Here is a 17,556-nt window from a genome sequence, read left to right on the forward strand (position 1 = left end):
CCTCGGGAGAAGTCTTGAATTCTCTGTAGGTGGTAATGACGTTACCACTTGTGCGCAAGAGGGTGTTAGCCGTCCGCGCTCAGGCCGGACGTCGGCGTCGGCCCGCTGATGATCGCGAAGTTGACGGTCGCCGTGGCAAGCAGTTCGTCGTCGCCGTCGCCGTAGATGTCGACCTGCATCACCATCGCCCGCCGCCCGGACCGCAGCATCCGGGGCACCGCATACGCGGAGCCCTGCCGGATGGGGCGCAGGTAACGAATGAACAGGTCGGCGGTCGTCATCGTGGTGCCCGGCCGGAGATGTTCGAGCCCGAACTGTCCGCCCGCCACGTCGACAAGGGTCGCGATCAGGCCGCCCTGCAGCGCGCCGGACGTGTTGACGACGGCCGGGCTGACGGGCATCGTCATCGCGAACTCGCCGGCGCGGGTGCCCGGCCGCATGCCGATCTGGGCGAACAGCTCGGTCAGCGACGGCGTGGGCGCTTCCTCGTCGATCTCTCGGATGCCGAGGGCGCGGCTGCAGAAGTCGTACAATTGGCCCGCGTCGACGGGTGCTCCGTTCAATTCCGTTCCCAGCCAATGCAATCGCTGCGCGCCCATCACCGTCTGCATGACGATGGCGGCCGCCGCGCCGACGTCGAGTCCCGGGTTGAAGACCCCCTCGGTGATGCCCTGCCCGACGATGTCGCGCAGGAGCTGATGCAAGGGGGAGAGCACGCGCGCGTAGTCGCGGGGGCGGGTCTCGGCCAGGTGCTGGTTGTAGAGGGTCAATGCGCGATTGAGGCTGTCCTGGGTGCTCGATTCCGGTTGCTGGCTGATGCGGTCGATGACGAGTTTCAACGCGGCGGTGCTGTCCAGCCCCTGGGTTTCGGCGCGCCAGGTCTTCACCGACTGGGCGATGGTCCGGTCGAACAGCGCCAGCAGCAATTCGTCCTTGCTGCTGAAGTGCTGGTAAAAGGCGCGCAGCGACGTCTTGGAGCGGGCGACGACCTCCTGCACGGTGAAGTCGGTGCGCCCGGTTTCGCCCAGGATCGCGACGGCCGTCTTGATGAAGCGGTCGCCGCGCGTCACTTCGACGTCGTCGCCCAGGTCGGTCATGAGCGCGTAGTCCCCTTCCTCGGCGCGCGGCGCGCGCTATGAGAATGAGGTTACCGCGCTTAGGCTGCTGCAATGGCGGCGAGCGTGTCCGGGAAAGTCGCATTTGTCACCGGCGGCGCGTCCGGCATCGGCGCGGCGTTGGCCGCCGCGCTGGTCGACGGGGGCGCCGAGGTATGGATCGCCGATCGGCAGGTCGGCCCCGCGCAGGAGTTCGCACAACGCCTCAACAGCCGCGGCGGCAAGGCGCACGCGATCGAGCTGGACGTGCGCGACTATCCGGCGTTTGAGCGCGCCGTCGCCGAGGCGGTGCAGCACTCCGGGCGGATCGACTACCTGTTCAACAATGCGGGCATCGGAGTTGCCGGTGAGGTCGACAAATACACGCTCGACGACTGGAACGACGTGTTCGATGTGAACCTGCGCGGTGTCGTGCACGGCATCCAAGCGGTGTATCCGATCATGATCAGGCAGCACTCCGGGCATATCGTGAACACCGCCTCCATGGCCGGCCTGATGACGACCGCCGGCCAGGCCAGCTATACCGCCGCCAAACACGCCGTCGTCGCGCTCTCGAAGACGTTGCGTCTGGAGGGAGAGCGCCACGGGGTGCAGGTCTCGGTGCTCTGCCCCGGCGTGATCCGGACTCCGATTCTCACCGGCGGCAAGTACGGACGGACCGGCCTGGCAGGCATCAGCGACGAGCAGATCCTCACGATGTGGGAGCGGCTGCACCCGATGGCGCCCGACAAATTTGCCGAGCGCGCGCTACATGCCGTGTTGCGTGGGGACGCGATCATCGTGGTGCCTGCGTGGTGGAAGGCATTTTGGTACCTCGAGCGGCTCTCGCCGGCGCTGTCGATGCGAGCGGCCAAAGGAGTGCTCAGGAGCGCTCGGCGAATGGAGCAGGCCTCGGCGCCGCCGGCGCGTTGACGATCGGCCGGGGCGCCGGTGCCTGTTCTCGGATTGTGTAAATGACGACGGCGACAACGTCTTTCGAGGTTGCGGGTAGTTAGTGTGCCGTCTGTACCCGCGAGGTGCGGGTGACCGCGGACGTGCCCTCCGCTTCGGTCGCCTCCTTGGAAAGCAGCCACCACACCATCGGATAGGCGGTGGCGAACCCGAGCCACATGCCGCCCCACATGACGAGCCAGAACGCCATGGAGGCCGGGGAGTAAGCGAAGACGAACGCGACGAGCAGCATGGAGGCTCCCATGCCCACGTCGAACGCGACGATCGCGAGAACCGAGATTCGCGACGCCGCCCACAGTCGCTGGCCCACGGACTGGTTCCGGCCGGTCAGGGCTAGCGAGTGATACTCGAAGGCGATCAGCAACGGAAGCGCAAAAGCCGCAATCAGCAACATCATCGGCCACACGCCCTGACCGGCAATGGTCACCCCGGTCAACATCACCAACGGCATGGCGATCATGTGGCCGACGAACGAGACGGCGCCGCCGGGAATCGTCTGCACCGCCGCCGTCGCGGCCAGTCCCGGCCTGGGCGCGCGCCCGTGTTGGCGCTGCCAGCGTGGAGTCGCCGGCCGGCCCCACCGATAGTAGGCCCACCACACCAGCGGACCGGCATAGATCGCGGTGATCGGCCAGACTAGCTCCATCGCGCGTAGTGGCTGCCGATGACCACTCACGTAGATATCCGCGAGGATGGCTGCGGCAAGGAGCGCGCCGAGGCCGGTCACAATCCAGGCTGAGAGCGTCACCCACTCGGGTGCAGGCATGGACATCATGAATTTGATCCTTTCTATGTCGAGAGGAGCTGAAGCCCCTTGAAGTGCTGACTAATTCGCCCTTGGTCGCTCGCAGCAGCGGTTCATGCGACACCCTGCTGGGCGAGCACGGCGTCGGCCAGTTGGGCAGCCTCGTCAGCGCAGCCCCACGACAGGGTCACGCCCGCACCGCCGTGCCCGTAGTTGTGCACGACGCGGGTGCCGGGTTCGTGCTGCAGCCGCACGCCGCCTTCGCGGAACGGCCGCAGCCCGACCCGGACAGGGTCGACAGGGTCCAGTCGGGCGTCCCGCAGAATCGGCAGGAACCCTGTGCAGCGGTCGAGCATCTCCCGCAGGGGCGCATAACTGTCCAAGGCGAGGTCGGTGCTGTACTCACCGGTCTCGACCAGGCCGCCCAGCAATAGCCGGTTGGCGCCACGGGGCACGATGAAGACCATGTCCTGGTTGTCGGTGCTCGTGTCGTTGGCCACCGCGTGGGCCGCGGTCACACGCGGCATGTAGTTGCCGTCGTTGACCACCCGCAGGAGCGCGCCTCGGTGCGGCACCACGGTCGGGTCACCGGCCAGCTCGCGCGCCCCCAGCCCCGAGCAGTTGATGATCAGCTCGACCCCGTACTCGGCCAGCAGGTCGTCCTCCTGGTCCGCGAGCGGGCCGCGGACGCTGCGCCGGCTGACGGTGACTCCAGCGGCCTCTGACTGGCGGCCCAGCCACGCCAGGTACCAGTCTGTGTCGATGGTGGGTGCCAGGTAGGAATAGGCGTCCACCACCCCGGCGTCGGGGCTGACACCCTGGGCGGCGATCAGGTCGGGATCGCGCACGAACCCGGGCACGAACCGTTCGACCTCAATCATCTTGGTCAGCTCAGCCGGATCCTCATCGACCGGCCGGGAGAAATAGAACACCGCCGGACGCAGGCTGACCCCGGTTCGCGGATCGGCGGCGAGCCGCGCGAAGCGAATGTAGGAGTAGCGCGCCCACTCCGCGGAACGGCCCAATACGGATTGGTCGTGGTGGCGGCCGCACACCGACGGTGGCCATTCCCACAGGGCGCCGGCCACCGTCGACACCGTGTCGACGCCGAACCGGTCCGCGGCTACGACGACGCGCCAGCCTCGGCGGGCCAGCACCAGCGCGGTGGTCCACCCGCTCACCCCGGCCCCGATCACCAGTGCGCCTGGCCGGTCCGGGCGCGCCGTCATGACCGCGCCTCCCGTCGGATCTCCAAAGTGGTACTGCCGGAATGATTTCGACATGCAGACAGGGCAAGACTCATCTATCTCTCGTTTCTCACAATGAATGCCGTTGGCGATTCGCCTGCGGCGATGAACATGGACAGCGGCGGCCGGCCGACGGGCGAACCCACGGCGGCCTGACGCTGACCGATCAGATACGAGCGATGCAGAAGCGGGTCAAGAGATTTCGACCCGAACAATGAAAGACGAATCGAGCGGTTCGCGGTGGGCCTCGCCGCGCCCACACCACCGGGCCGGCCAGTGAACCGGCCAACGCGATCGCTGCGATGACGACGTCAAGCGCCACCAGATCGCTTGTGGAGCATGCCTGCGCCACATGCTTGCAGGCCTGGTCCAGCGGCGAGCACGAATCGCCGCCGGCTGGTGCAAGGTGGGCCGGCGTAGCCCCTTCGGGGCCGCCCGCAGTCGCCGCATGGGATGACGTCCCCGGAATCGCTGTGGGCACGTGCGGCAGATGGCACCCCGCGGCGACGCCCACTGCCCAGAAAAGGGCCAGGACTGCGGTGGTGTAGCGCAGCCACTGGTTGGTGTGGGTGATCTGCAGGTGCATGGCAGTGAAAATGCTATCACCCCCCTGGGGTATATGTCAGGTAGCCCGCACGGACCCTTGACGATGAGTTGACAATTAACGAATCATGCTGTCCAAAACCAATCTTCAAGTGCATTCTGCAACGGCGGTGATAACCGGCCTGATACATGTACCCATACGGGGTATATGATTATGACGCGGGACGCGCTGTGCTGACGATGGCCGCGAACACTTTCGCTGTCGAACGCGAACGTCGGTAACGAGATGCACCGAATCGGTGCGTCGCGTGCCCCCGCTATGGCACGGTTGGCGGGTGTTGAGATACGCGCTGACCCTCGCGGCAACCGTCCTGGGCGGCGCCGCCGCCATTCTGTTCGTCCCGCGGGCCGCCGCGGATCAGGACAACTACGTGGCCTTCCTGTCCCCGTCACGCAACATCAGCTGCGAGATCGACTATCAGCGCCGGGGAATCCCCGACTCGGCGTTCTGCTTCAGCATCTCCCCGCCGCAGTCGGTGACGATGGATCCCACGGGGGCACTCTCGCGCTGTACCGGCGAAAGCTGTCTGGCCAACCCGCCGGAGGGCACGCCGACCCTCGGCTATGGGCAGGCGAAGGGAACCGGCCCGTTCATGTGCCGTTCGGAGACCGACGGGGTGACGTGCACGGTCACGTCGGGTCGCGGCTTCATCATCTCGAGTTCCGGAATCGCCGCCATCGGTTGACGGTTTCGGCGCCGCCCTCAGCCGCCGCGCGCCTCGATCATCGCCGAGCGATTGACCTTGGTCGCCGCGGTCCGGGGAATCGCGTCGACGAACTCGACCGTCTTGGGCGCCTTGTAATGGGCAAGCCGGCTCTTCGCGTACTCGATCACCTGTTCCTCGGTGAGCTTCGCGCCGTCGGCGAGCTGAACCACCGCGTGCACCCGGCGTCCCCATCGCGCATCCGCGAGGCCGATGACGACGACGTCGGCGATGCCGGCATGGCCGGCCAACGCCGACTCCACCTCCGCCGGAAACACATTCGCCCCGCCGGTGATGATCATGTCGACGCGGCGGTCGACGATGTAGAGGTAGCCGTCCTCGTCCAAATAGCCGATGTCGCCGGCCGAGCGGAAGCCGTCTTCGGTCGACGGCAGCGGCGGCGCGCCGCCGACATAGCGCGAGCCCGCGCTCATCGGTGCGCGGAGATAGATTTCGCCGTGCTCACCGGGACCCAGCTGTCTGGTTCCTGCGTCGAGGATCCGGATCTCGGTGTCGCGGAAACCGCGGCCGACGCTGCCCGGATGAGCCAGCCACTCGTCGCCGCGCAGCGCGGTGAGCCCGAGATTCTCGGTCATGCCGTAGGCCGACACGATCTGCTGAGGGCTCAGCAGTTCGAACCAGGTGTGCATCAGCGAGGGAGGCATCACGGCGGCGCCCTGCAGGACGAACACGATGCTGGACAGGTCTCGCTGCCTGACGTCCGGCCGGGCCGCGATGCGCGCCAGCATGGTCGGCGTGGCGGTGAAGTTGGTGATCCGGAAGCGTTCGATTACGTCCAGAACCAAAGCGGCATCGAACTTTTCGAGTATCACGAGGTGATCTCCGGCCAGCAGGAAGAAGAAGGTGGCGAAGCCGTTGGTGTGGTACATCGGCGCGGGCACCATGATGGTCTGGGGCTGGGCCACCGGCGTCCAGTTCGACAGGAACGGCTCGCCGTGCTGCGGAGTCCACAGCGAGGGAGCCAGGCTGAGGATCACCTTCGGCACGCCGGTCGAACCACTGCTGCAGATGCCGTTGACGTTGGGGGAGACGGCCACGGGCAGGGCGCCGGCGGCCTCAGCGTCCGCTTGGGCCTCCAGGCGCCACCGGCTCGCCTCGTCCACGACCACGGCGGGGTTGATCACCTCGCGCACCCTGTCGCGCTCCCACTCGGGCAGGTCCCAGTGCATGGGCACGGGAACGGCGCCGACCTTCCAGCACCCCAGCGTGGCCAGCACCAGGTGCTCGGAGTTGGGAATCGCCAGGGCGACGAGGGAACCGGTGTCAGCGCCGTTGGCGGCCAGCGCCCGGCCCCACTGGTTGGCGCGGGCGTCGAGTTCACCGAAAGACAGCGACTGCGCGGTGCCGTCGAGGGCGACGATGGTGACCCCAGGGTCATTCGGGCGCTGCTCGGCGAGCTCGTGGAGCTTGACGCCGAACGGGACTCCGTCGGCGAGCGGGTTGGCCGTCGCTTCGGCCGCCGGCGATTCGGTCACGCCGATACCGGCCCGCTGAACAGAGTTTCCAGCGAGCCGTCGCGGACGTCCGGGATCAGGCGCAACGCCAGCGCCTCGGCGCCCAGCGGCAGGCGGACCAACGGTTGGGTGTGCCGGTCGAGCACGCTGACGTCGGACTCGTCGCAGAAACCCAACGCGCCTAGCAGCTGGTGGGCGGTGCGTAGCACTTGCCGCGCGGTGTCGGATGCCTTGAGCCGAAGAACGAGTGCGTCCGCCGAATGGATCTCTATGGGTAGCGATTCCGGCCGGCAGGCGGTGAATTTCGCCAATTCGTACAGTCCGCGCACGGCGACGGCGGCCTCCGCGACGGCGAACCTGACGGCCTGGAAATCCGCCAGCGGTTTACCGAACTGAATGCGGGCGCGCACGTGGTCGGTGACGATGTGCAGCGCCTGCTCCACCGACCCCAGAATCCGCCATGATCCCAGCACGAGATGAAGGTTGACGTCACTGGCCGGAATGGTTCCGTCGGGTTCGCCGAGGGAAGCGGGCACGAGGAACGGCCCGAGTTTGGCGGCGGTCCGCGACGCCGGGCGCGGGCGGTAGCGGTTGCCGTCGAGGTCGGCGGCGAGCCAATCGCCGGGCAGGTCGCCGTGGTCGATGCGCGGCGCCTCGGGGTTGACCAGGGCAAGGCGGGCGCCGTCGATCGCCAACAGCTCCTCGGCCACCGGATAGGGCAACGCTGCCGCGCCGGCGGCCCGGCACAGCACGGCCCCCGCGAGCAGGTCGTCCGCCTCCGAGCGGACATCGAGGTCGAACGCGCCGACCTCGCCCAGGGCGGTGCGCGCGGCGTCCCGGACGCCGTCGTCGGTCTCGGCGCGCAACGCCGCCTGCGGGCCGCCGAGCCGGGTGAATCGCTTGGCCGCGACCGCGGCGAAGTCGCTGATGTCCTGGGGCAGTTCGGTGTTCATCGGTGTTCTCCCAAAACGTCCCGGGCCACCAGCATCTTCTGCACTTCGATCGTGCCCGATGCCACAGTGGCCGCCTGGGCGTAGCGCCAATGGTCCTCGATGGCCCCGTGCAGCGCCGCGCCGGAACCGCTGTCCAGCGCGATCGGGCCCAGCACGTCGAAGAGCAGCTCGGCGACCTGCTGGTCGCAGGTGGTGGTGGCGATGCGGGCCGCGCTGGCCGCCGCGCCCGCCGCCGGGTCATCCTGCAGCGACACCGCCCGGTAGGCCAGCAGCCGCGCCACCCGGAGGTCGACGAGCGCCCGCACCCACCGCGATCGAAGAGACTCGGGCAGCGTGTCCCAGTCGTCGCCGAGTAGTGCGCGCATGCGTTCGAGCAACGACTCACACCGCGCGTAACGGGCGATGCCGACGCGCTCGAACGCCAGCGCCTCACGCATCACCCGCCAGCCGTCACCGACCTCGCCGAGGACGTCGCCGGGAGACGCCGCTACGCCGTCCAAGAACATCTCGTTGAGGTGGTGCGGCCCCAGCATCGATCCGATGGGCCGGACGGTAAAGCCGGGCCGGTCCATCGGAATCAGAAAGAGGGTGAGCCGCTTGGGCTTCGGGGCCTCGGGATCGGTGCACGCCGCCAGCACGCACCACGATGCCATCAACGCGTAGGACGTCCACACCTTCTGGCCGGTGATGCGCCACCCGTCCCCGTCCGGGACGGCGCGGGTGCGTAGCGAGGCGAGGTCGGTTCCGGCCTCCGGCTCGGAAAACCCCTGACACCAGATCACGTCGCCGGCGGCGATGGCCGCCAGGTGCTTGGCCTTCTGCTCGGCCGTTCCGTAGCGCATCAGCGCCGGGCCCACCCAGTTGATGCCCATGTACTGGGGACCGCGTGGCTCGTGCTGAGCCCACATCTCCTCGCGCAGCACGGTCTGCTGCCACACCGAACCCCCGCCGCCGCCATGTTCTTTCGGCCAGGCCAGCGCCAGCAGGCCCTCCGCGGCCAGGAGCTTGCAAAACGTCTCGGTGGTGGCGAGATCGCGCGGGTTCTCGGTGCAGGCCCCGAGGAAGTCGGCGGAAATGTGGTCGGATATCAGCTCTCGCAGGTGTTTCCGCAACTCTGCAGCGTCGTCGCCGAGGTCATAATCCATCGTCGTCATCCCTTCGGCAGCCCGAGCAGCCGCTCGGCGATGATGTTGCGCTGCACTTCCGATGTTCCCCCGTAGATCGTCGCGGCCAGCGCGTCCTGGCGTTCGAAGAGCAGGTCTGGGTCGCTGAGGGCCTGCATTCCCTCGGTTGCGGCGGCCAGGTCCCAAACCCGCTGCAGGGTCACCGATCCGAGCAGTTTCATGGTGTCGGCTTCGGGGCTGGGTCGCCCCGCCAGTTCGTTGGCCAGGGCGCGGTATCCGGTGGCCCGCAACGCTTCCGCGTCGGCGAGCAGGGAACCGAGCTCGGCGCAGATATCCGCCGTCGGCTGCGCGCGGCGTACCGCGTCGAGTCCGCGCTTGATCTCGACCCAGTTCATGATCCAGATCATCTGGCGTTCGTGGTGCAGCGAGGACAACGCGACGTTCCACCCACCGTGCAGCGGCCCCAGGAGGTTGTCGGCGGGCACCTCGACGTCGTCGAGGAAGACCTCGCAAAACGTCTCGTCGGAGATCGATGCCATCCGGATGGGCTCGATGCGCACTCCCGGCGAGTGCAGGTCGAGGATGAGGCAGGAAATACCCCGGTGTTTGGGTGCCTCCGGATCGGTGCGGGCATACAGGTTGCACCACCGCGACTCGTGCGCTTGGGTGGTCCAGATCTTGTGCCCGTTCACCCGGAAGACGTCCCCGTCACGCTCGGCCCGCGTGCGCAGGCCGGCGAAATCCGATCCGGCCTCCGGCTCGGACATGCCCAGCGCCCACCATTCGTCACCGCGCAGCAGCGGTACGAGAAGGCGGTCGATCTGGGCGGTCGTCCCGAATTGCCGGATCCCGGGTGCGGCGACGTTGGGGCCGGCGATGTTGGGCAGCTTGGGCGCCGACCGCAGCGCCGCCTCGATCCTGATCTCCATCGCATCCCGCAAACCCAGGGACCGGCCGCCGTGCTCCCGCGGCCAGGTCGGCTGTATCCATCCGGCCTCGAACGCGGCCCGCTGGTACGCCCGCCGCAGTGTCAGGTCCCAGCGGTATTGCCGATAGTTCGCGTAGTAGTCCTTCGGCAGGAAGTCGCTCAGCCAATCGCCGAATTCCTCGGTCGACGAGGTCATTTCGCGCTTCCTGCGAAGCGGCGGCCCACCTCGTGGTAGAGCGCCCGGCTATCGCCCAGCATCGCGGCGGTCTGCCAGGCGTGCCGCACGTAGAGGTGAGCGTCGTGCTCCCAGGTCTGCCCGAGCGCACCGTGCACCTGGACTGCGGTCCTCGCGCAATTGACGGCCGCTTCGCCGGCCGCCGCCTTGGCGAGTGCCGCGCCGGTCCACGCGGCTGTTGGGGACGCGGTCGGACCGGCCAGCCGCGCGGCCGCGGCATAGGTGAGGCTTCGCGCGCGCTCCAAGCCGACGTAATTGTCAGCGAGCGCATGTTTGATGGCTTGGAAGGCGCCGATCGGCGTGCCGAACTGGCGGCGCGTCTTCGCGTGCTCGACGGCGCGATGCAGGGCGGCGCGGGCCACGCCGACCAAATCGGCGGCCGCGGCCACCAATGGCGGCGTCAACGCCGCGTCCACATCGACGGGTGCGGTGGCCACCGGCTCCGCGTCGACCTCGACGTCCGCGAGCGGTTGCGCTGGGTCGGTCGACTCGCCGGCGATCACGGTCACCCCGTCACCGCAGCGAACGGCCGCCACCACTGTGCCGCTGGAGACGGTGTCGGCCCGCGCCAGCGTGACGAGCAGATCGGCGCGGGACAGGTTGGGGACCGCGACCGCCCGGCCCCGGAGCCGTCCGCCGTGCAGCGTCATCGGCGCACCCGCCAGCCGGGAACCTCTGGCATGCACGGCCAGGGTGGCGATGGCTCCGCCCGCGATGTCGTCGACAACCGCCTCGAGCCCGGTGTGCCGCAGCGCGCCCGCGGCCAGACCGACACTGCTCAGCAACGGAATCGGCGCGAGGGCGGCACCGCATTCCTCGAGCACGACCGCGAGCTCGACCGGCCCGTAGTCGCCCGCCTCGGCGAGCTCCGTCCAACCGAGGTCGACAACCGTCTTCCACAGCGCGCGCCAGCGCTCCGGATCGGTGATCGCTTGCCGGGCCGCGTCGGCCGGGCACTCCGTGCGCAGGATGTCGCGCACCGTGTCGCGCAGCGACAGCTGGTCCGCATTCAGCCCGACATCCATAAGACCCCTAACATAATAAAAATAGTAAACTAGCGCCCCGGTTCGCAATCGCACGGCGATATATGCATAGGTGGATGCATGGTCCAGTGGTATTTGTTCCTGCCGCAGGTGCGGCTGTCGGCGGCCGACATCGTGGAGCGGGCGCGCCACGCCGAGGCCAGTGGCTTCGACGGCATGGCGTTCATCGATCACCTCGAGGCCCCCGGCCTACCCGATGAAAGCATCTGGGAGGCAATGGGCATTGCCGGCTGGGTGGCGGCCAAGACCGAGCGGCTGCGGATCGGACACCTGGTGCTGTGCGACGCGTTTCGCCACCCCGCGGTGCTGGCCAAGCAAGCCGTTACCCTGTCGGACGCGTCGGGGGGCAGGTTCGAGCTGGGTCTCGGCTCGGGGTCCTGGCCCGCGGAGTTCACCAGATTCGATGTCGGCCAGCAGGATCCGGTGGCCAGGGTGGAGCAACTCGGGCGCCACCTCGACTTGATCAGGCGGTACTGGGGCGACGATCCGCACGGCGCGGCTCCGCAGGCCCCGCGAAGGTCGCATCCGATACCGCTCGTCCTGGGTGGCACCGGCCCCAGGATGATGGAACTGGTTCGCAGACACGCGGATTGGTGGAACGTGCCGGCCAACCACCTCGACAAGTTGCCCAAGCTGGCGACCTCCGCAGGAACGGCCCGGGTCTCGGTCCAGCAGATGGTGGGGTTCTTCCGAACGGGCGGCGACCCGAACACAGTGCGCGAGGTCAGCCAGCGGCGATTCGGCAACCTGGGGTCGGGGCTGGTCTGCGGCGACGCCGACGAATTGATCGCACACTTCACCGGACTGACCACCCAGCGGGTCGAGCGGTTCTATGTGTGGTTCGCCGACTTCGCCGTGCCCGATTCCCTGGATGAATTCGGGGAAACGGTGATCAAGGTGTTCGCTGCCTCCGGCGGCGGGCCTCCGTAGGCACCACCGGCGGCCGGGCGTACGGCCCGCGTTGCACCGCGCTCAGCCGAATCTCCGGGAGGTCGACCGACGGGTCGACGGTGTCCAGCCAGGCGACCGCGTCGGCCACATCCGAGACCCGAATCGCGTACATCTCGAAGGGAACGTCCTGCAGCATCTCGGTTTCCACCGGGCCGGGTGTGACGATGTGGACGCTGATGCCGTCGCGGTCGACCTCCAGCGCCAGGGCCCGCGCGAATGCGTTCATGCCGGCCTTCGATGCCGAGTAGGCCGTCCGCGCCATCATCGGTTCGTGCGCCGCCGACGAGGAGATGAACACGAATCGCGAACCGGCGCGCATCCTCGGCAGTGCGGCGGCGGTCACCACGAAGCACGAATCCAGATTGGCCGAGATGATGGTCCGCCACTGCTCGAACGTCTGCTTGCGCGCGTACGTCCCGCCCAACGTGCCCGCCGCGTGGACGACGAGGTCGATCGTTTCCAATGCGCTTACCGCAGCTGCGAATCCGTCCGGGTCCGACGCGTCGGCCACGACGTGGCGGGCACCGATCTCCTCGGCGGCCGCGCGCAACGGCGCTTCGCGCCGCGCTGCCAGCACCACGTCGTAACCGAGCTCGACCAACTTGCGGCCGCAGCCCTTGCCGATCCCGCCGCTGCCGCCGGTCACCAACGCGGTTCTCAACGGCCGCCGCTTACGATTGCCGGAAATCCCGCGTCCGCGACAAGGCTTGCGGCGACAGCGCGTGAATTCGTTGATCGGGCCCACCGGAGAGCACATAGGTCTGGGTGTCGGCGAGATGGCGACCGGCGATGCGGCGCGCCCGGTCGACGTCGCCCTCCGCGATGGTCTCGGTCAGCTTGACGTGCGTGCTGAGCACCGCCCGGCGTTGCGCCAACGAGGGATAGGTGCCACGCGCCGCGCTCTCGTCCGCCCACTGTTGTTCGTGGCTGGTCCACAGCGTCTCCAAGCTGCCGACCACCGCGATGATGGTGTGGTTACCGCAGCCGCGGACCACGAGATCGTGGAATTCACGGCCGATTTCGGTAAACAGCCCACCGTCCTCGATGTTTTCGGCCATGGAGTCGTTGACCCGATTGAGTTCGGGCACCAAGGTGTCCGCCCGGTCCGGCCGCCGGGCGGCCAGGGCGGCGCACGCGGGTTCGAGTTCTTGCAACGCCATGCCCAGGTCGGCGACGGCCACGGACTCGCTCTGCAGCAACAACCCCAGCATGTAGGCGGCGCTCGTCTTCGCCGGGGCGTGCACGACGGCCCCGCCGCGGTTGCCCCGCCGGACCGAAACGAGCCCCTCGGTTTCCAGGATCCGCAGCGCTTCGCGCAGGGAAACCAGGCTCACGTTGAACTGTTCGACGAGCACCTCTTGACGCGGCAAGAGATCGCCGTCGGCGAGCTCGCCGTTGATGATCTGGCGGCGCAGCTCGTCGGCTACGATCTCTGCGATCCGCGGCGCCGATAATCGGCGACGGGCGTCCTGCCCAATTCCCAAGGCGGTCATCCGATCCTCGATGCAAAGCAACTCGCTGGCTTAGCTATTTTAGCAGTAATGGTATAAATAGCTTCTTCGGTCGCGTGTCGATCGGGAGGGCGGGTACTAAGTGAGCGAGCGGTCCGACAGCCGGCCCACGCCGCTGCATGACCTGCGCGTCGTAGAGATCAGCGACCGGATAGCGGGCAGCTACTGCGGGAAGCTGCTGACCGACGCGGGCGCTCAGGTGCGCAAAATCGAACCACCGCAAGGCGATTGGCTCCGCCGGTATTCCGCCACTCGGTCGCCGGTGCCGGAGGGGCGGAGTTCGCCACTGTTCGCCTACCTCAACGCCGGCAAGCGCAGCGCGACCTACCCGCCGGGCTCCGAGGGCTTTTCCGCCGATCTTGCCGCCGCTGACGTGGTGGTTCTCACGGCCGGGCGTTCCCAGGCGGCGGCCCTGGGTGTCGACCCGCAGCGGTTGCTGGCGGCCTCCCCGCGCGCGATCATCGTCACGATCTCCGACTTCGGCTGGGCCGGACCGTACGCCGACCGGGCCGCCAGCGAATTCACCCTGCAGGCGTGGGCGGGCTCGCCCGGCTTCCGCGGCGATCCCGCCGGGCCGCCCATCTCCATCGGCGGCGAGCTGGGGGAGTACATGGGCGGCGTCTACGCCGCATTCGGTGCGCTGGCCGTGCGCCGCCGCGTCGACCGCGGCGGCCCCGGTGAGCACCTCGACCTGTCCATGCTGGAAGCGCTCACCGCAATGCAGAGCAGCGAATGGCTGCACTCCCAGCTGCTGCAGGTGCCGCCGATCCGCCGCACCCTCGAGGTGCCCTCCATCGAGCCCGCCAAAGACGGCTACGTCGGGATCACCATGGTCACGGGCCAGCAATGGCTCGACTTCGTCGCGATGGTCGAGTGTCCGCAGCTCGAGGAGATCGAGCAGCTCCGCTTCCAGATCGGCCGGTGGGCCTACCGCGACCTGATCCGCGAACAGATCCGCCCCTGGCTGGCCGAACGGACCGTCGAGGAGATCGTCGAGCTCGGCCAGCTGTTCCGGCTGCCCATCGCGGCGCTCGGCAACGGCTCCACGATCCGGGATATGGAGTATGTGACCCAGCGCGGCGCGTTCGTTGCCAATCCCGCCGGCTTTCACCAGCCCCGGCCGCCATGGCTGATGTCGGCATGCGCGCCCGCACCGCCGGGGGCCGCACCCGTTCCCGGCGAGGCCGATGATGAGAAGCCTTGGTCCCCAAGGGAACCCGGGGCGGACTCGGCTCCGCGCACGTTACCACTGGCCGGTGTGCGCATCGTCGACCTGACCGCGTTCTGGGCCGGTCCCGCGGCAACCCACCTGCTGGCCGCCTTCGGCGCCGATGTCGTCAAGGTGGAATCCATCCAGCGACCCGACGGCATCCGCTATTCGGGTGGCATGCGCACCGACGTCGACGATTGGTGGGAGTACGGCTGGGTCTTCCACGCCATGAACACCAATAAGCGCTCCGTCACGCTGGATTTGGGCTCCGAAGACGGGCGCCGCCTGTTCACCGAGCTGGCCGCCGGCGCCGACGTGGTCATCGAGAACTTCTCCCCACGCGTGATGGACCACTTCGGCCTGACCGCCGACGTGCTGCTGAAGGTCAATCCCGAACTCGTCGTTGCCCGCATGCCCGCTTTCGGGCTGGAGGGGCCGTGGCGGGATCGGGTCGGATTCGCCCCCACCATGGAGCAGATCGCCGGCCTGGCCTGGGTGACGGGGCTGCCCGACGAGCCGCCGGTCACCCCAAGGGGGGCCTGCGACCCGCTGGCCGGCGTGCACGCCGCGTTCGCCGTACTGGCGGCGCTCAACTTCGCCGAACGCACCGGATCGGGGCAGCTGGTCGAGCTGCCGATGCTCGAAACGGTGCTGAACGCCACCGCGATCCAGGCGATCGAATCGGAGGTCTTCGGGACGACGCTGACCCGGCGGGGCAACCGCGGTTTCGGCGACGCCATCCAGAACATCTATCGGTGCGCCGGCGACGACGACTGGATCGCGGTCACCGTGCGCGACGACGGGCAGTGGCGTGCGCTGGTCGAGCTGATGGGTCGACCGGCCTGGTGCGACGAGGGGTTGGCGACCGTCGCCGGGCGGTCGCAGCGGGCGGATGACGTCGATCGCCGGCTGGCGGAGTGGTTCGCCCGCCAACCCCTCGACGCGACGGTGGAGCGGTTAGCCGCCGCCGGCATCCCCGCCGCGCCGGTGGTGTCACCGTCGTTGGTCACCGACAACCCGCAGCTTCGGCACCGCGGCTTCCTGGAGACCCTGCACCATCCCAGCACCGGTGCGGGGCTTTATCCCTGCCCCCCGTTCGCCCGGCTGGCCGGCCAGGACCATTGGCTGCGGCGGCCACCGCCGCGATTGGGTGAGCACAATGAAGACATACTTCGCGATCGGTGCGGGCTGAGCGACGACGAACTGACGCGCCTCGCAACCAGTGGGGTGATCGGGACCCGACCCAAGGGCCTCTAGAGAGAAGTGGAGGGCATCTGATGCGCGTGACAGTGGACGAAAACCTGTGTGAGGCCAACGGTTTCTGCGAATCGCTGGCGCCGGAGGTGTTCGAACTCGGGGACGAGGATGTGGTGCAGATCGCGGACGGCCCCGTGCCGCCGCGGCTCGAGATCGACGTGCGCGCCGCGCTGGATCAGTGCCCCAAGGCCGCGCTGCGGCTGATCGATTAGCGCTCGGTCAGCGATATCGGCATCGCGTCGTAGATCGACATGTTGGTGGTCAGATTCGGGTAAGCCGCCTTGGCCGGACCGATTTCGATATCGTCGCAGCGCAACAACAGTTCGTCGAACACCGCGCGCAGCTCGGCCCGGGCCAGCATGGCGCCCAGACAATGATGTGGTCCGCCGCCCCCGAAAGCGACGTGCGGGTTGGGCTGACGGCCGATGTCGAACGCGAACGGTGAGGAGAAGACCTCCTCGTCGCGGTTCGCCGAGCGCAGCATCGACACGACGCGTTCACCCTTCGCGATGTGCTGACCGTCCATTTCGACGTCGACCTTGGCGGTGCGCGTCCAGTACGCGACTGGTGAGGCCCAGCGCAGCACCTCCTCGACGGCGCTCGGCCGCAGCGTTTCGTGCTCGCGATAGCGCTCGATCTGCTCCGGATTCGCCATGAAGGCCTGCAGCCCGATGGCCAGCGCGTTCTTTGTGGTGTCGCTGCCGGCGAAGGCCAGGACGAAGAAGAAGAACTCCAGTTCGTTGGCGGGCAGGCTGAATTCTTCGCCGTCTTCGCCGGTGATCACCGCGGTCGCCAGCGTGCTCCAGATGTCATCGGTGGGGTTGCGCCGCTTCTGCGCGGTCAGCTCCGTCGCGTAAGCGAACACCGATGCGAAGAGGTCGAGCTCGACCCGGCCGCTCGGGCCCGCCTCGGGCGCAAGGACCTTCAGGATGCGGTCGAAGATGTCGAATATCCGCGGACGGTCCTCGTCCGGGATGCCGATGATGTCGCCGATCACCGTCATCGGCAGGGCGTCGGCGACGTCCTCGATCCAGTCCCCGCCGCCCTTGACGAGCAACGCATCGATCATCCGTGCCGCACGCGCCCGGATGCCGTCCTCCAGCTTGGCGATCGCCCGGGGATTGAAGGCGTTCGAGATGAGTTTGCGGCGCTTGTTCAATTCCGGCGGGTCCAGCGTGATGATCGTCGGGGACGCCGAGAACAGGGCGACCGGTTGGATGAGCGGGCCGTCGGCCGCGGTGAACGAGTCGGTGTCGCGGTGCAGGCGGACGGCGTGCCGGTGTTTGGTCGCCACCCAGAAATCACGGTGCACGGTCTGCGCCACGCCCGGGGTCAGTTCATGGCGGAAGATCGGCCGGCTGCGTCGCAACTCCGCGAACAGTTCGTCCGGAAAACCATTGCGCCACAGGGCGAAGTCGGAAAGGTCCACCACCGCAGCCGCCATGTGATATCCCGCTCTGCCGGGGCGCATCCGCGCCGCGTTGACGTTCAATGCTTAAAATAG

Annotated in this window: 17 protein-coding genes; 5 read left to right on the forward strand and 12 right to left on the reverse strand. The window is 68.1% G+C overall.

Annotated features, from left to right (window positions below; translation table 11 throughout):
• Positions 1–65 precede the first annotated feature (65 nt).
• On the reverse strand, positions 66–1,097 hold the full coding sequence (locus A5713_RS16775; RefSeq protein ID WP_068097290.1) for a hotdog fold thioesterase: 1,032 nt from the start codon (positions 1,095–1,097) through the stop codon (positions 66–68).
• 72 nt (positions 1,098–1,169) lie between these two features.
• Between A5713_RS16775 and A5713_RS16780 the strand changes: the two genes are divergently transcribed.
• The gene (locus A5713_RS16780) at positions 1,170–2,027 is read left to right on the forward strand and encodes an SDR family oxidoreductase (RefSeq protein WP_068097293.1); all 858 of its coding nucleotides are present in this window, start codon (positions 1,170–1,172) and stop codon (positions 2,025–2,027) included.
• 79 nt (positions 2,028–2,106) lie between these two features.
• Here A5713_RS16780 and A5713_RS16785 read toward each other — a convergent pair whose 3' ends face one another.
• The 3 genes from A5713_RS16785 to A5713_RS28360 all read right to left on the reverse strand — a co-directional run bounded on the left by A5713_RS16785 (position 2,107) and on the right by A5713_RS28360 (position 4,644).
• On the reverse strand, positions 2,107–2,841 hold the full coding sequence (locus A5713_RS16785) for a DUF4396 domain-containing protein (RefSeq protein WP_068097296.1): 735 nt from the start codon (positions 2,839–2,841) through the stop codon (positions 2,107–2,109).
• A gap of 83 nt (positions 2,842–2,924) precedes the next feature.
• Positions 2,925–4,040, reverse strand: a complete 1,116-nt coding sequence (locus A5713_RS16790) for an FAD-dependent oxidoreductase (protein ID WP_068097299.1) — start codon at positions 4,038–4,040, stop codon at positions 2,925–2,927.
• A gap of 184 nt (positions 4,041–4,224) precedes the next feature.
• The gene (locus A5713_RS28360) at positions 4,225–4,644 is read right to left on the reverse strand and encodes a hypothetical protein (RefSeq protein WP_156751915.1); all 420 of its coding nucleotides are present in this window, start codon (positions 4,642–4,644) and stop codon (positions 4,225–4,227) included.
• Between the two features lie 292 nt (positions 4,645–4,936).
• Between A5713_RS28360 and A5713_RS16795 the strand changes: the two genes are divergently transcribed.
• Positions 4,937–5,347 carry a hypothetical protein gene (locus tag A5713_RS16795; RefSeq protein ID WP_231980472.1) on the forward strand — a complete coding sequence of 137 codons (411 nt, stop codon included), beginning with the start codon at positions 4,937–4,939 and terminating at the stop codon, positions 5,345–5,347.
• 17 nt (positions 5,348–5,364) lie between these two features.
• Here the strand turns inward: A5713_RS16795 and A5713_RS16800 are convergent, their stop codons facing one another.
• The 5 genes from A5713_RS16800 to A5713_RS16820 are packed head-to-tail and all read right to left on the reverse strand — an operon-like array spanning position 5,365 to position 11,105.
• Positions 5,365–6,861 carry a class I adenylate-forming enzyme family protein gene (locus A5713_RS16800; protein ID WP_068097302.1) on the reverse strand — a complete coding sequence of 499 codons (1,497 nt, stop codon included), beginning with the start codon at positions 6,859–6,861 and terminating at the stop codon, positions 5,365–5,367.
• Complete coding sequence (locus A5713_RS16805) at positions 6,858–7,793, reverse strand: acyl-CoA dehydrogenase family protein (protein ID WP_068097305.1); 936 nt, start codon at positions 7,791–7,793, stop codon at positions 6,858–6,860. The genes A5713_RS16800 and A5713_RS16805 overlap by 4 nt, the downstream gene beginning before the upstream one ends.
• The gene (locus A5713_RS16810; protein WP_197508948.1) at positions 7,790–8,947 is read right to left on the reverse strand and encodes an acyl-CoA dehydrogenase family protein; all 1,158 of its coding nucleotides are present in this window, start codon (positions 8,945–8,947) and stop codon (positions 7,790–7,792) included. The genes A5713_RS16805 and A5713_RS16810 overlap by 4 nt, the downstream gene beginning before the upstream one ends.
• Positions 8,944–10,041 carry an acyl-CoA dehydrogenase family protein gene (locus tag A5713_RS16815; RefSeq protein WP_068097308.1) on the reverse strand — a complete coding sequence of 366 codons (1,098 nt, stop codon included), beginning with the start codon at positions 10,039–10,041 and terminating at the stop codon, positions 8,944–8,946. The genes A5713_RS16810 and A5713_RS16815 overlap by 4 nt, the downstream gene beginning before the upstream one ends.
• The gene (locus A5713_RS16820) at positions 10,038–11,105 is read right to left on the reverse strand and encodes an acyl-CoA dehydrogenase family protein (RefSeq protein ID WP_068097311.1); all 1,068 of its coding nucleotides are present in this window, start codon (positions 11,103–11,105) and stop codon (positions 10,038–10,040) included. The genes A5713_RS16815 and A5713_RS16820 overlap by 4 nt, the downstream gene beginning before the upstream one ends.
• A gap of 78 nt (positions 11,106–11,183) precedes the next feature.
• Between A5713_RS16820 and A5713_RS16825 the strand changes: the two genes are divergently transcribed.
• Positions 11,184–12,053: an LLM class flavin-dependent oxidoreductase gene (locus A5713_RS16825; RefSeq protein WP_068097314.1), complete on the forward strand. Its 870-nt coding sequence runs from the start codon at positions 11,184–11,186 to the stop codon at positions 12,051–12,053.
• Here the strand turns inward: A5713_RS16825 and A5713_RS16830 are convergent.
• Together A5713_RS16830 and A5713_RS16835 are read right to left on the reverse strand one after the other, a co-directional pair.
• Positions 12,016–12,735 carry an SDR family oxidoreductase gene (locus A5713_RS16830; RefSeq protein WP_068097317.1) on the reverse strand — a complete coding sequence of 240 codons (720 nt, stop codon included), beginning with the start codon at positions 12,733–12,735 and terminating at the stop codon, positions 12,016–12,018. The genes A5713_RS16825 and A5713_RS16830 overlap by 38 nt on opposite strands.
• 10 nt (positions 12,736–12,745) lie before the next feature.
• Entirely contained in the window at positions 12,746–13,567 is an 822-nt protein-coding gene (locus A5713_RS16835; RefSeq protein WP_067916594.1) for a FadR/GntR family transcriptional regulator, read from the reverse strand.
• A 100-nt stretch (positions 13,568–13,667) separates the two neighbouring features.
• Here A5713_RS16835 and A5713_RS16840 point away from each other — a divergent pair, with 100 nt between their 5' ends.
• Both A5713_RS16840 and A5713_RS16845 read left to right on the forward strand, forming a co-directional pair.
• Positions 13,668–16,052 (forward strand): CoA transferase, encoded by a 2,385-nt coding sequence (locus A5713_RS16840; RefSeq protein ID WP_068097321.1) that lies wholly within the window; start codon positions 13,668–13,670, stop codon positions 16,050–16,052.
• Between the two features lie 20 nt (positions 16,053–16,072).
• Positions 16,073–16,264, forward strand: a complete 192-nt coding sequence (locus A5713_RS16845) for a ferredoxin (RefSeq protein WP_068097324.1) — start codon at positions 16,073–16,075, stop codon at positions 16,262–16,264.
• Here the strand turns inward: A5713_RS16845 and A5713_RS16850 are convergent.
• On the reverse strand, positions 16,261–17,544 hold the full coding sequence (locus A5713_RS16850; protein ID WP_369804482.1) for a cytochrome P450: 1,284 nt from the start codon (positions 17,542–17,544) through the stop codon (positions 16,261–16,263). The two genes, A5713_RS16845 and A5713_RS16850, sit on opposite strands and share 4 nt — an antisense overlap.
• Between the last annotated feature and the right edge of the window lie 12 nt (positions 17,545–17,556).

This window comes from Mycobacterium sp. E2497 (assembly GCF_001668695.1).
In the GTDB taxonomy this organism is placed as follows: domain Bacteria; phylum Actinomycetota; class Actinomycetes; order Mycobacteriales; family Mycobacteriaceae; genus Mycobacterium.

What these genes read in the sequence shown, in the direction of transcription:
- A5713_RS16775 (WP_068097290.1), bottom strand. Translation starts at nt 1,097, where the DNA reads ATGACCGACCTGGGCGACGACGTCGAAGTGACGCGCGGCGACCGCTTC.
- A5713_RS16780 (WP_068097293.1), top strand. Translation starts at nt 1,170, where the DNA reads ATGGCGGCGAGCGTGTCCGGGAAAGTCGCATTTGTCACCGGCGGCGCG.
- A5713_RS16785 (WP_068097296.1), bottom strand. Translation starts at nt 2,841, where the DNA reads ATGATGTCCATGCCTGCACCCGAGTGGGTGACGCTCTCAGCCTGGATT.
- A5713_RS16790 (WP_068097299.1), bottom strand. Translation starts at nt 4,040, where the DNA reads ATGACGGCGCGCCCGGACCGGCCAGGCGCACTGGTGATCGGGGCCGGG.
- A5713_RS28360 (WP_156751915.1), bottom strand. Translation starts at nt 4,644, where the DNA reads ATGCACCTGCAGATCACCCACACCAACCAGTGGCTGCGCTACACCACC.
- A5713_RS16805 (WP_068097305.1), bottom strand. Translation starts at nt 7,793, where the DNA reads ATGAACACCGAACTGCCCCAGGACATCAGCGACTTCGCCGCGGTCGCG.
- A5713_RS16810 (WP_197508948.1), bottom strand. Translation starts at nt 8,947, where the DNA reads ATGACGACGATGGATTATGACCTCGGCGACGACGCTGCAGAGTTGCGG.
- A5713_RS16815 (WP_068097308.1), bottom strand. Translation starts at nt 10,041, where the DNA reads ATGACCTCGTCGACCGAGGAATTCGGCGATTGGCTGAGCGACTTCCTG.
- A5713_RS16820 (WP_068097311.1), bottom strand. Translation starts at nt 11,105, where the DNA reads ATGGATGTCGGGCTGAATGCGGACCAGCTGTCGCTGCGCGACACGGTG.
- A5713_RS16825 (WP_068097314.1), top strand. Translation starts at nt 11,184, where the DNA reads ATGGTCCAGTGGTATTTGTTCCTGCCGCAGGTGCGGCTGTCGGCGGCC.
- A5713_RS16835 (WP_067916594.1), bottom strand. Translation starts at nt 13,567, where the DNA reads ATGACCGCCTTGGGAATTGGGCAGGACGCCCGTCGCCGATTATCGGCG.
- A5713_RS16845 (WP_068097324.1), top strand. Translation starts at nt 16,073, where the DNA reads ATGCGCGTGACAGTGGACGAAAACCTGTGTGAGGCCAACGGTTTCTGC.